A 12,436-nucleotide genomic window follows, 5' to 3' on the forward strand; every position below is an offset into this window, starting at 1 on the left:
CCCTTCAGTTTTTCCGGAGCCCTCTCCCATGACCGCCCCAACCCGCCCGCTCCTGCTCAGCCTCGCTCTCATGCTGGCCCTGGCCGCCTGCAAGAAGGAGGAGCAGCAGGCTCCGCCGCCGCCGGAAGTGGGCGTGATCGACGTGCAGCCGACCAGCGTGCCGCTGACCCGCGCGCTCAGCGGTCGCCTGGCGCCGGTGCGCAGCGCCGACGTGCGTGCCCGCGTGCCCGGCGTGCTGCTCAAGCGCGTCTACGAGGAAGGCACCGACGTGAAGGAAGGCCAGGTGCTGTTCAAGATCGACCCGGCGCCGCTGCAGGCCGACCTCAGCTCGGCCCAGGGCCAGCAGGCCTCGGCCCAGGCCACCTACACCAACGCGCACATCGCCGCCGAGCGCGCCCGCAAGCTGGCCCCGCAGCAGTACGTGTCCCAGTCCGACCTGGACGACGCCGAGGCCGCCGAGCGCAGCGCCGCGGCCGCCCTGCAGCAGGCCAAGGCCGCGGTGACCAACGCCCAGATCAACCTGGGCTATGCCAACGTCACCGCGCCGATCTCCGGCCGCGCCGGCAAGCAGCAGGTCACCGAGGGCGCGCTGGTCGGCGCCGAGGGCGTGACCCTGCTGACCACCGTGGACCAGATCGATCCGCTCTACGTCAACTTCACCATGAGTTCCTCCGAGCTGCAGTCGCTGCGCCAGGCCCAGGGCCAGGGCAGCGTCAGCCTGACCGACACCAAGGACACCAAGGTCAAGATCAAGCTCCCCAACGGCCAGGTCTACGACCAGGTCGGCACGCTGGGCTTCTCCGACGTGGTGGTCGACCAGGCCACCGGCACGGTCTCGCTGCGCGCCACCGTGCCCAACCCCGACAAGGCGCTGCTGCCCGGCAGCTTCGTCACCGTCGAGGCCGACCTGGGCACGCGCAGCGGCGTGTACCTGGTGCCGCAGGAGGCCATCCAGCGCGACACCAACGGCGCCTACGCCCTGGTCGTCGGTGCCGACGGCAAGGTCGTGCGCAAGGACGTGCAGATGGAAACCACCCCGGTGGACCACAAGTGGATCGTCACCGGCGGCCTGAAGACCGGCGACCGCGTGATCGGCGTCGGCCTGCAGAAGGCCAAGGAAGGCGGCCAGGTCAAGGCCGTGCCCTACGCGCAGGCCCTGGCGGCCAGCCAGCAGCAGGCCGGCGGCAAGCCCCAGCAGCCCGCCGCCGCGGGCGCCGCCGCCGCGGGCGCCGACGCCAAGCAGGGCGACACCCAGCAGCCTGCGCAAGACCAGGCCAAGTAAGGATTCACCCCCATGCCCAAGTTCTTCATCAATCACCCGGTCTTCGCCTGGGTCGTCGCGATCCTGATCTCGCTGGCCGGCGTGATCTCGATCCTCAATATGGGGATCGAGTCCTACCCCAACGTGGCGCCGCCGCAGATCACCGTGCAGGCGACCTACCCCGGCGCCAGCGCGAGCACCACCGAACGTTCGGTCACCCAGGTGATCGAGCAGCAGCTGACCGGCATCGACAATCTGCTGTACTTCAGCTCGACGTCCAGCTCCCCGGGCCGCGCCACGATCACCCTGACCTTCGAGACCGGCACCAATCCGGACATCGCTCAGGTGCAGGTGCAGAACAAGGTGTCGCTGGCCCAGCCGCGCCTGCCCAGTGAGGTGACCGCGCAGGGCGTGGTGGTGGCCAAGGCCAACGCCGGCTTCCTGATGGTGGTCGGCGTGCAGTCCGAGAACGCCTCGATCGACCGCAACCACCTCAACGACATCATCGCCTCGCGCGTGCTCGACCAGATCTCGCGCGTGCCGGGCGTGGGCAGCACCCAGCACTTCGGTTCCGAGTACGCCATGAACATCTGGCTGGATCCGCTGAAGCTGCAGGGCTACAACATGTCCGCCAGCCAGGTGCTGGCGGCGGTCAAGGCGCAGAACGTGCAGTTCGCCGCCGGCTCGATGGGCTCGGACCCGGCGCCGGAAGGCCAGGCCTTCCAGGTCACGGTCTCGGCCGAGGGGCGCTTCACCGAGCCCGAGCAGTTCGAGAACATCATCCTGCGCGCGGACAACGACGGTGCGACCGTGCGCCTGAAGGACGTCGCGCGGGTGGCCTTCGGCGCGCAGAACTACGGCTTTGACACCAAGTACAACGGCAAGCCGGTCGGCGCCTTCGCCATCCAGCTGCTGCCCGGCGCCAACGCGCTGAGCGTGTACGAGGCGGTCGAGGCCAAGATGAACGACCTGGCGGCCAGCTTCCCGCCGGGCGTCACCTGGTTCACGCCGTACGAGACCACCACCTTCGTCAAGATCTCCATCGAGGAAGTGGTCCACACGCTGATCGAGGCCATCATCCTGGTCTTCCTGGTGATGCTGATCTTCCTGCAGAACTTCCGCGCGACGATCATCCCCACCCTGGTGATCCCGGTGGCGCTGCTGGGCACCTTCATGGGCCTGGACATCATCGGCTTCACCATCAACCAGCTGACCATGTTCGCCATGGTGCTGGCGATCGGCATCGTGGTGGACGATGCGATCGTGGTGATCGAGAACGTCGAGCGCATCATGGCCGAGGAGAAGCTCCCGCCGCGCGAGGCCACGATCAAGGCGATGGAACAGATCACCGGCGCGGTGGTGGCCATCACCGTGGTGCTGGCGGCCGTGTTCATCCCCTCGGCCCTGCAGGGCGGCGCCTCGGGCGAGATCTACAAGCAGTTCGCGCTGACCATCGCCATCTCGATGGGCTTCTCGGCGTTCCTGGCGCTGGGCTTCACCCCTTCGCTGTGCGCCAGCTTCCTCAAGCAGCACGATGAGAACAGCCACGAGAAGAAGAAGAACATCGTCTTCCGCACCTTCGAGAAGTACTACGGCAAGACCGAGAAGGGCTATGTGGGGATGATCGGCCGGCAGGTGCGCCACGCGCCGCGCTGGATGCTGCTGTTCGCCGTGCTGGTGGTGCTGACCGGCTTCCTGTTCACGCGCATCCCCACCAGCTTCGTCCCCGAGGAAGACCAGGGCTACGCGCTGGCCATCGTGCAGACCCCACCGGGGACGCCGATGCAGAAGACCAACGAGGTCATGGACCAGATCCGCGGCACGCTGGGCAAGCTGGATGGCTTCGAAGGCATGATGCAGATCACCGGCTTCAGCTTCCTGGGCCAGGGCGAGAACGTGGGCATGGCCTTCATCCGCCTCAAGCCCTGGGACGAGCGCCCGGTGGCCACGCAGTTCATCGGCCAGGCCAACGGCGCGCTGCAGGGCATCAAGGGCGCGCAGATCTTCGTGGTCAACCTGCCGACCATCCAGGGCCTGGGCCAGTTCGGCGGCTTCGACATGTGGCTGCAGGACCGCACCGGCGCCGGCCAGGATGCGCTGATGGCCGCGCGCAACCAGCTGCTGGGCATCGCCTCGCAGGACAAGTCGCTGATGCAGGTGCGCCCCAATACGCTGGAGAACGCCCCGCAGCTGCAGCTGAAGGTCGACCGCGTGCAGGCGCAGTCGATGGGCCTGTCGGTTAGCGACATCTACACCTCGATCCAGCTGATGCTGGCGCCGGTGTACGTCAACGACTTCTTCTACGGTGGCCGCATCAAGCGCGTGAACATGCGTGCCGACGCGCCCTTCCGCACCGGGCCCGAGTCGCTGGAGCAGTTCTATGTGCCCAGCAGCACCGAGAGCGATGCGCAGGGCAATCCGTCGATGATCCCGCTGTCCAACGTGGTGTCGACCAGCTGGGCCTCGCTGCCGCCGTCGCTGGCGCGCTATAACGGCTATTCGGCGGTCAACATCAACGGTTCGCCGGCGCCGGGCAGCTCCTCGGGTCAGGCCATGGCCACCATGGAAGGCATCGTGCGCGACAAGCTGCCGGCCGGCTTCGGCTTTGACTGGTCGGGCATGAGCTACCAGGAAATCCTGGCCGGCAACAGCCAGACCCTGCTGCTGGTGCTGTCGCTGGTGGTGGTGTTCCTGTGCCTCGCGGCGCTGTACGAGAGCTGGTCGATCCCGGTCTCGGTGCTGCTGGTGGTGCCGCTGGGCGCCCTGGGCGCGCTGGCCTTCACCATGCTGCGCGGCCTGTCCAACGACATCTTCTTCCAGATCGGCCTGATCACCGTGATCGGCCTGGCGGCGAAGAACGCGATCCTGATCGTGGAGTTCGCGGTGATGGAACGCGCACAGGGCCGCACGCTGCACGACGCCATCGTCAACGCCGCGCACCTGCGCATGCGCCCGATCCTGATGACCTCCTTCGCCTTCATCATGGGCGTGGTGCCGATGGCCCTGTCCAGCGGCGCCGGCGCCAACGCGCGCCACGCCATCTCCACCGGCGTGATCGGCGGCATGGTGTTCGCGACGGTGCTGGGCCTGCTGCTGATCCCGATGTTCTTCATCGTGGTGCGGCGCCTGCTGGGCGACAAGATGGACGAGCCCTCCAAGGAATACCTGGCCGCGCACCAGGACGGCGGGCAGGACGGCCAGCCGCCGCGTCAGGACACTCCGCAGGGGCACGCCGGTCACTGACCGCCTGCCTTGAGGTCCTGAAACGCAAGAAACCCCGGCCATACCGGGGCTTCTTGTTTGGGGCCGGGTGTTGCTTGGGGTCGGTCTTGTTTGGTGGGAGCCGCCATGGCGGCGAGGGGCTTTACCGGGAAAGCCTCATCGCCGCCATGGTGGCTCCCACGGTGGTGCCAAGCGGCTGGCCTCTCTCTTGTGAAAGGCGCCGCACGTGATTCCTGAATTTTGAGTCAGCAAGCATCAACTAGAACCGTCATTCCCGCGAACGCGGGAATCCAGTGCCTTGCGCCTGCCCGCGCGAAAGTCCCTGGGTTCCCGCGTGCGCGGGAACGACGGTAGGAGCGTTGGTGCCGATTGCAAATGCAAAGCCGCCGGCACGCACGGGGCGGCCAGCACCCCGCGCGGCTTTCAGCGCAATCCCGTCTCCGCGCGCGCGATCACCAGGCGCTGGATCTCGCTGGTGCCCTCGTAGATCTCGGTGATCTTGGCGTCGCGGAAGTAGCGCTCCAGCGGCATTTCCTTGGAATACCCCATGCCGCCATGGATCTGCACGGCCTGGTGGGTGATCCACATCGCCGCCTCCGAGGCGGTGAGCTTGGCAATGGCCGCCTCGCTGCTGAAGGGCTTGCCCTGGCCCTTGAGCCACGCGGCGCGCAGGGTCAGCAGCAGCGAGGCGTCCAGCTTGCACTTCATGTCGGCGATCTTGGCCTGGGTCATCTGGAAGGTGCCGATCGGCGCGCCGAAGGCCTTGCGCTCCTTCACGTACTCGACGGTCTTCTCGTAGGCGGCGCGGGCGATGCCGAGGGCCTGCGAGGCGATGCCGATGCGGCCGGCGTCCAGCACGCCCATGGCGATCTTGAAGCCCTGCCCTTCCTCGCCGATCACCTCGGCCGGCTGGGCCACGTAGTCGGCGAACTCGATCTCGCAGGTGGCCGAGGCGCGGATGCCGAGCTTGGGCTCGGTCTTGCCGCGGTGGAAGCCCGCCCTGTCGGTGTCGACGATGAAGGCGGTGATGCCGCGCGCGCCCTTGTCCGGGTCGGTCATGGCGAACAGCACGATGTACTTGGCCACCGGCCCCGAGGTGATCCAGCTCTTCTTGCCGTTGATCACGAAGCTGCCGTCGGCCTGCCGCACCGCGCGGCAGCGCATGGCCGTGGCATCGGAGCCGGACTGCGGCTCGGTCAGGGCGAAGGCGCCGATCTGGCTGCCGTCGGCGATGGCGCGCACATAGGTCTGCTTCTGTTCCTCGCTGCCGAACTTCAAAAGGCCCGTGCAGTACAGCGAGTTGTTGACCGACATGATGGTCGAGTGCGCGCCGTCGCCGGCCGCCACCTCGATCATCGCCAGCACGTAGCTGATCGGGTCCATGCCGGCGCCGCCGTACTCGTCCGGTACCTCGATGCCCATCAGGCCGTTCTCGCCCAGCAGCTGGATGTTCTCCAGCGGGAACTCGCCGGTCTTGTCGAAGTGCTCGGCGCTGGGCGCGATCTTTTCCTGGGCGATGCGGCGGGCCACATCCTGGATCATCAGCTGCTCGTCGGTGTATCCGAAATCCACGGTCGTTCCCCTCCCATTGGGTAATGGCGAGGATTGTATCGAACCACCATGCGGTTGCGTATGGAATTGACCGGGAGCGGCGGCGCCGGCAAAATATCTCCATATCTTGATATAGAGATAAATATGGATCTGGAAGCCTGGTCGGCGCGCCTGAAGGTCTTCGCCGACGCCACCCGTGTGCGTCTGCTGGCCCTGCTGGCCGGCGAGGAGCTGACCGTGGCCGAGCTGTCGGCCATCACCCGGCTGGCCCAGCCGCGGGTGTCCACGCATCTGGCCAAGCTCAAGGATTCGGGCCTGGTGCGCGACCGCCGCGCCGGCGTGTCGGCGTATTACCGCTTCGACGAGGACAACCTGGATCCGGCCCAGCGCGAGCTGTGGCGCAGCCTGCGCGCCGGCAGCGACGACCCGCTGCTGCGCCAGGACGCCGAGCGCGTGGCCGAGGTGCTGGCCGCGCGCGCCGCCACGCAGAACTGGGCCGACAGCGTGGCCGGCGACATGGAGCGCCATTATTCGCCGGGCCGCACCTGGGAGGCGCTGGCGCGCACCGCCCTGCCGCTGCTGCACACCGGCGACGTGCTCGACATCGCCTCCGGCGACGGCGTGCTGGCCGAGCTGCTCTCGCCGCATTCGCACCGCTACGTCTGCGTGGACACCAGTGCGCGCGTGGTCGCCGCCGCGGGTGAACGCCTGCGCCGCTTCCCCAATGTGGAGGTGCGTGAAGGCGACATGCATGCGCTGCCGTTCGAGGCCGGCACCTTCGACCTGGTGGTGCTGATGCATGCGCTGACCTATTCGCAGCGCCCGGCCAAGGCCGTGGCCGAGGCCGCGCGCGTGCTGCGCCCAGGCGGCAAGCTGCTGCTGTCCAGCCTGGGCCGGCACGAGCACCAGTCGGTGGTCAACGCCTACGGCCACGTCAATCTGGGCTTCACCGACGCCGAACTGCGCCGGTTCGCCGAGAAGAGCGGCCTGCAGGTGGCCAGCCTGCAGGTGGTCACGCGCGAACGCCGCCCGCCGCATTTCGAAGTCATCTCGCTGACCGGCATCAAGCCGTGAGGAGCGCCGCATGAGTACCACCCGATCCCTGCCCTGGCTCAACCCGGCCCGCACCCAGCTGCTGCTGGACGCGCTGGCCAGCCGCATCCTGATCATCGATGGCGCGATGGGCACCATGATCCAGCGCCACAGGCTGGAAGAGGCCGACTACCGCGGCGAGCGCTTCGCCGGGGGCTTCGACAGCCTTCAGGCGCAGGATCACACGCATGGCCCGGGTTGCGACCACGGCCACGACCTCAAGGGCAACAACGACCTGTTGCTGCTCAGCAATCCGCAGGTCATCGCCGGCGTGCACACGGCCTACCTGGAGGCCGGCGCCGACCTGCTGGAGACCAACACCTTCAACGCCACCGCCGTCAGCCAGGCCGACTATCACCTGGAACACCTGGTCTACGAGTTGAACAAGGAAGGCGCGCGCATCGCCCGCCAGTGCTGCGACGCCATCGAGGCCATAACCCCGGACAAGCCGCGCTTCGTGATCGGCGTGCTGGGGCCGACCAGCCGCACGGCTTCGATCAGCCCGGACGTCAACGACCCGGGGTTTCGCAACACCAGTTTCGAGGCCCTGCGCCAGACCTATCGCGAGGCGGTGGAAGGCCTGATCGACGGTGGCGCCGACACGCTAATGGTCGAGACCATCTTCGACACGCTCAACGCCAAGGCCGCCCTGTTCGCCATCGAGGAAGCCTTCGACGGGCGCGGCGCGCGGCTGCCGGTGATGATCTCCGGCACCATCACCGATGCCTCCGGGCGCACGCTTTCCGGGCAGACGGCCGAGGCGTTCTACACCTCGCTGATGCACGCCCGCCCGCTGTCGATCGGCCTGAACTGCGCGCTGGGCGCCAAGGATCTGCGGCCGCACGTGGAGACACTGGCGACCGTGGCGGACTGCTATGTCAGCGCGCATCCCAACGCCGGCCTGCCCAATGCCTTCGGCGAGTACGACGAGACGCCGGAGGAAATGGCCGAGACACTGCACGAGTTCGCCACCGCCGGCCTGCTCAACCTGGTCGGCGGCTGCTGCGGCACCTCGCCGGACCACATCCGCGCCATCGCTGAGGCCGTGGCCGGCATCGCGCCGCGCCAGCTGCCGCAGCGCCTGGCGCAGGCGGCCTGAGATGGGCATGAGGAAGGTCCTGCTCATCGGGGCCAGCGGCACGCTCGGTCGTGCCGTGCAGGCTCTGCTCGCGCCGCGCTACGAGGTGATCGCCGCCTCGCGCCACGACGCCAGCCACCCGGTCGACCTGCGCGACGAGGCCAGCGTGCTGGCACTGTTCGAACGCGTGGGCCGCCTCGACGCCATCGTCTCCACCACCGGCAACGTGCATTTCGGCCCGCTGGCGCAGATGACCGCGGCCCAGTTCGACAGCGGCCTGCAGGACAAGCTGCTCGGCCAGGTGCGCCTGGCGCTGCTGGGCCAGCGGCATCTCAACGACGGCGGCTCGATCACGCTGACCACCGGCATCCTGGCCGAACAGCCGATCGCCCAGGGCGTCAACGCCACCGCGGTGAACGCGGCGGTGGAAGGCTTCGTGCGCGCGGCGGCGTGCGAACTGCCACGCGGCCTGCGCATCAACGCGGTCAGCCCCACGGTCCTGGCCGAGGCGTGGGACGCGTACGCCGATTTCTTCCCCGGTTTCGAGCCGGTCCCCGCCGCCCGCGCTGCGCTGGCCTTCCAGCGCAGCATCGAGGGCGTGCAGACCGGACAGATTTACAAGGTCTGGTGATGTCCACTGCTGCACCCTCGCCCCGCTACACCCGCCTGTCCGGCCTGGAACCGCTGGTCATCACTCCACAGCTGCTGTTCGTCAACGTCGGCGAACGCACCAACGTCACCGGCAGCGCGCAGTTCCGCAAGATGATCAAGGAGGAGCGCTACGAGGAGGCGGTGGAGGTCGCCCGCCAGCAGGTGGAGAACGGCGCGCAGATCCTCGACGTCAACATGGACGAGGGCCTGATCGACTCGGAGAAGGCGATGGTGCGCTTTCTCAACCTGATCGCCTCCGAGCCGGACATCGCCCGCATCCCGGTGATGGTGGACAGCTCCAAGTGGAGCGTGATCGAGGCCGGCCTGCAGTGCCTGCAGGGCAAGGGCGTGGTCAACTCGATCTCGCTGAAGGAAGGCGAGGACGCCTTCATCGAACACGCGCGCAAGGTGCTGCGCTACGGCGCCGCCGCGGTGGTGATGGCCTTCGACGAGACCGGCCAGGCCGACACCTGCGCGCGCAAGGTCGAGATCTGCACACGCGCCTACCGCATCCTCACCGAGCGGGTCGGCTTCCCGCCCGAGGACATCATCTTCGATCCCAACATCTTCGCCGTGGCCACCGGCATCGAGGAGCACGACAACTACGCGGTGGACTTCATCGAGGCCACGCGCATCATCAAGGACACCTTGCCGCACTGCCACGTGTCCGGCGGCGTGTCCAACGTGTCCTTCTCCTTCCGCGGCAACGAGACGGTGCGCGCGGCGATCCACTCGGTGTTCCTGTACCACGCCATCAGGGCCGGCATGGACATGGGCATCGTCAACGCCGGCGCGCTGCCGATCTATGACGACCTGGACCCGGAGCTGCGCGAGCGCGTGGAGGATGTGATCCTCAACCGCCGCAAGGACGGCACCGAGCGCCTGCTGGAGATTGCCGAACGCTACAAGGGCAAGAAAGGCGAGAAGCGGGTCGAGGACCTGGCCTGGCGGGAGAAGTCGGTGCGCGACCGCCTCGCCCACGCGCTGGTCAACGGCATCGATGCCTATGTCGAGGCCGACACCGAGGAGGCGCGCGCCCAGGCCGCGCGTCCGCTGGATGTGATCGAAGGCCCGCTGATGGACGGCATGAACGTGGTCGGCGACCTGTTCGGCGCCGGCAAGATGTTCCTGCCCCAGGTGGTCAAATCCGCGCGGGTGATGAAGAAGGCGGTGGCCTATCTGCTGCCCTTCATCGAAGAGGAGAAGCTGCGCACCGGCGATGTGGGCAAGTCCAACGGCAAGATCATCATGGCCACGGTCAAGGGCGACGTGCACGACATCGGCAAGAACATCGTCGGCGTGGTCCTGGCCTGCAACAACTTCGACGTGGTCGACCTGGGCGTGATGGTGCCGACCCAGACCATCCTGGACCGCGCCCGTGCCGAGAATGCCGACATCATCGGCCTGTCCGGCCTGATCACCCCCTCGCTGGAGGAGATGACCCACGTGGCGCGCGAGATGCAGCGCCAGGGCTTCGAGATGCCGCTGATGATCGGCGGCGCCACCACCTCGCGCGCGCACACCGCGCTGAAGATCGATCCGCACTACAGCGCGCCGACGATCTGGGTCAAGGACGCCTCACGCGCGGTGGGCGTGGCCCAGTCGCTGATCTCGCGCGACATGTGCAGCGCCTTCGTCGCCGCCAACGACGCCGACTACGCCGAGATCCGCGAGCGCCACAAGAATCGCGGCGACGCCAAGCGCCTGGTCACGTTAGCCAAGGCGCGCGGGCAGAAGTTCGACGGCGGCTGGGACCACTACACCCCGCCGGCGCCCAGGCGCCTGGGGATCACCGTGCTGGACGACTATCCGCTGGCCGAGCTGGTGGACTGCATCGACTGGACGCCGTTCTTCAACGCCTGGGAGCTGTTCGGCAAGTATCCGGCCATCCTGACCGACGCCGTGGTCGGCGCCCAAGCCAGCGAGCTGTTCCGCGATGCGCAGGCGATGCTCAAGCGGATCGTCGAGGAGAAATGGCTGACCGCCAAGGCCGTGTTCGGCCTGTGGCCGGCCAACAGCGTGGGCGACGATGTCGAGGTGGTCGTAGGGGACCACCGGGATCCGGGATTCGGGATTGGAGATTCAACGCAGCTAGCCCCATCCCCAATCCCGAATCCCCAATCCCGGCACTTCCTGCGCTTCCTGCGCCAGCAGGTCGACAAGCCGGCCGATCGTCCGGACTTCTGCCTGGCCGACTTCATCGCGCCCAAGGACAGCGGCAAGCAGGACTGGATCGGCGCGTTCGCGGTGACCGCGGGCATCGGCATCGAGCCGCACGTGGCGCGCTTCGAGGCCGCCCACGACGACTACAACGCGATCCTGCTCAAGGCCCTGGCCGACCGCCTGGCCGAGGCCCTGGCCGAACGCCTGCACCAGCGTGTGCGTACCGAGTTCTGGGGCTATGCGGCCGACGAAGCGCTCGACAACGCCGCGCTGATCGCCGAGAAGTACCGCGGCATCCGCCCTGCCCCCGGCTATCCGGCCTGCCCGGAGCACAGCGAGAAGGGCCTGCTGTTCGAGCTGCTGGACGCCCCCCGGAACGCCGGCATGACCCTGACCGAGAGCTTCGCCATGCTGCCCACCGCGGCGGTGAGCGGCTACTACTTCAGCCATCCCGGCGCGCAGTACTTCGTCGTCGGCCGCGTCTCCAAGGAACAGGTCGCCGACTACGCCCGGCGCAAGGGCGTGGATCTGGCCCAGGCCGAACGCTGGCTGGCTTCCAATCTGGATTACGACCCGGAATAGCGCTTGCTGCCACAACGCACACGCGTTCTCGGCGCAGGCATCGGAGGGCGAAGGCGGCGTGTCCTTCCGGGCCGCGTCCAGCGAGTCGCTGAGATCAATGCGGCGATCAAGTCGGCTTCTTAGTTCCCTCTGGCACTCGATCCATTCGCCATGACACACGTCCCAGTTCGTGTCATCGGAGCCACCGTCCATCTGTCACCAGGGTGGCCTTACAGAATGGGGCGTATGGTGGGTCGCTCCTAACCGCAGGAGACGTGTCATGGTCAACGTCGCATTATTCGTCCGCCTGGAAGCAAAGGCGGGAAAAGCGCAGGAAGTGGAGCAGTTTCTGCTTTCCGGACTCCCCTTGGTCCAGGCCGAGCCTGCCACGACAGCATGGTTCGGTCTGCGGCTGGGACCCTCCACGTTCGGTATTTTCGACGCTTTTCCCGATGAGGCAGGCCGTCAGGCGCATCTTGCTGGCAAGGTGGCGGCCGCGCTCACGGCCCAGGCCAATGATCTCTTCTCCACTCCGCCGTCCATCGAGAAGATTGACGTGCTGGCGGCCAAGCTGCCTGGCTGAAAATCACCATGTTCTCGGCATGGAGCTCCGGGAGCGGAGTGGCGCGCTTCGAAGCCGCGTCCGACCACGCAACGCGATCCGACGCGAGGCCGTCGCAGGCCATGGCCAAATGTCTGCCTTGGCGCGTGCGTGCCGAGTTCCGAACAGGAACGGTTCGCTGACTACGCCCGAGCGTGAAGTCGTGTATTTGGCACCCCGCCGAATGCCGCCTCACTTCCAAACTGGATTACGACCCGGAGTAGTGGCGAACGAGCTTCATGGGAAAGCTTCATCG

The 12,436-nt window shown here is 67.4% G+C and carries 8 protein-coding genes; 7 read left to right on the forward strand and 1 reads right to left on the reverse strand.

Annotated features, from left to right (window positions below; all coding sequences use genetic code 11):
* Positions 1-28: 28 nt before the first annotated feature.
* Together MWN52_RS10510 and MWN52_RS10515 are read left to right on the forward strand one after the other, a co-directional pair.
* Positions 29-1,282: an efflux RND transporter periplasmic adaptor subunit gene (locus MWN52_RS10510; RefSeq protein WP_286574603.1), complete on the forward strand. Its 1,254-nt coding sequence runs from the start codon at positions 29-31 to the stop codon at positions 1,280-1,282.
* Positions 1,283-1,294: 12 nt separating this feature from the next.
* Positions 1,295-4,504: a multidrug efflux RND transporter permease subunit gene (locus MWN52_RS10515; RefSeq protein WP_286574605.1), complete on the forward strand. Its 3,210-nt coding sequence runs from the start codon at positions 1,295-1,297 to the stop codon at positions 4,502-4,504.
* A 402-nt stretch (positions 4,505-4,906) separates the two neighbouring features.
* Here the strand turns inward: MWN52_RS10515 and MWN52_RS10520 are convergent, their stop codons facing one another.
* Entirely contained in the window at positions 4,907-6,055 is a 1,149-nt protein-coding gene (locus tag MWN52_RS10520) for an acyl-CoA dehydrogenase family protein (RefSeq protein WP_286574606.1), read from the reverse strand.
* A gap of 123 nt (positions 6,056-6,178) precedes the next feature.
* On the opposite strand from MWN52_RS10520, the gene MWN52_RS10525 reads away from it, so the two are divergent.
* From MWN52_RS10525 to MWN52_RS10545, 5 genes are all read left to right on the forward strand, one after another.
* Positions 6,179-7,108: an ArsR/SmtB family transcription factor gene (locus MWN52_RS10525; RefSeq protein ID WP_130518140.1), complete on the forward strand. Its 930-nt coding sequence runs from the start codon at positions 6,179-6,181 to the stop codon at positions 7,106-7,108.
* A 10-nt stretch (positions 7,109-7,118) separates the two neighbouring features.
* The gene (locus tag MWN52_RS10530; RefSeq protein ID WP_286574608.1) at positions 7,119-8,225 is read left to right on the forward strand and encodes a homocysteine S-methyltransferase family protein; all 1,107 of its coding nucleotides are present in this window, start codon (positions 7,119-7,121) and stop codon (positions 8,223-8,225) included.
* 7 nt (positions 8,226-8,232) lie between these two features.
* On the forward strand, positions 8,233-8,835 hold the full coding sequence (locus tag MWN52_RS10535; RefSeq protein WP_286574609.1) for a short chain dehydrogenase: 603 nt from the start codon (positions 8,233-8,235) through the stop codon (positions 8,833-8,835).
* A complete protein-coding gene (gene metH / locus MWN52_RS10540; RefSeq protein ID WP_286574610.1) occupies positions 8,835-11,600 on the forward strand; it encodes a methionine synthase in 2,766 nt (921 codons plus the stop codon). The genes MWN52_RS10535 and metH overlap by 1 nt, the downstream gene beginning before the upstream one ends.
* Positions 11,601-11,859: 259 nt before the next feature.
* A complete protein-coding gene (locus MWN52_RS10545; RefSeq protein ID WP_286574611.1) occupies positions 11,860-12,162 on the forward strand; it encodes a putative quinol monooxygenase in 303 nt (100 codons plus the stop codon).
* Positions 12,163-12,436 lie beyond the last annotated feature (274 nt).

Origin of the sequence: Pseudoxanthomonas winnipegensis (assembly GCF_030322905.1) — a bacterium.
Lineage (GTDB): Bacteria > Pseudomonadota > Gammaproteobacteria > Xanthomonadales > Xanthomonadaceae > Pseudoxanthomonas_A > Pseudoxanthomonas_A winnipegensis.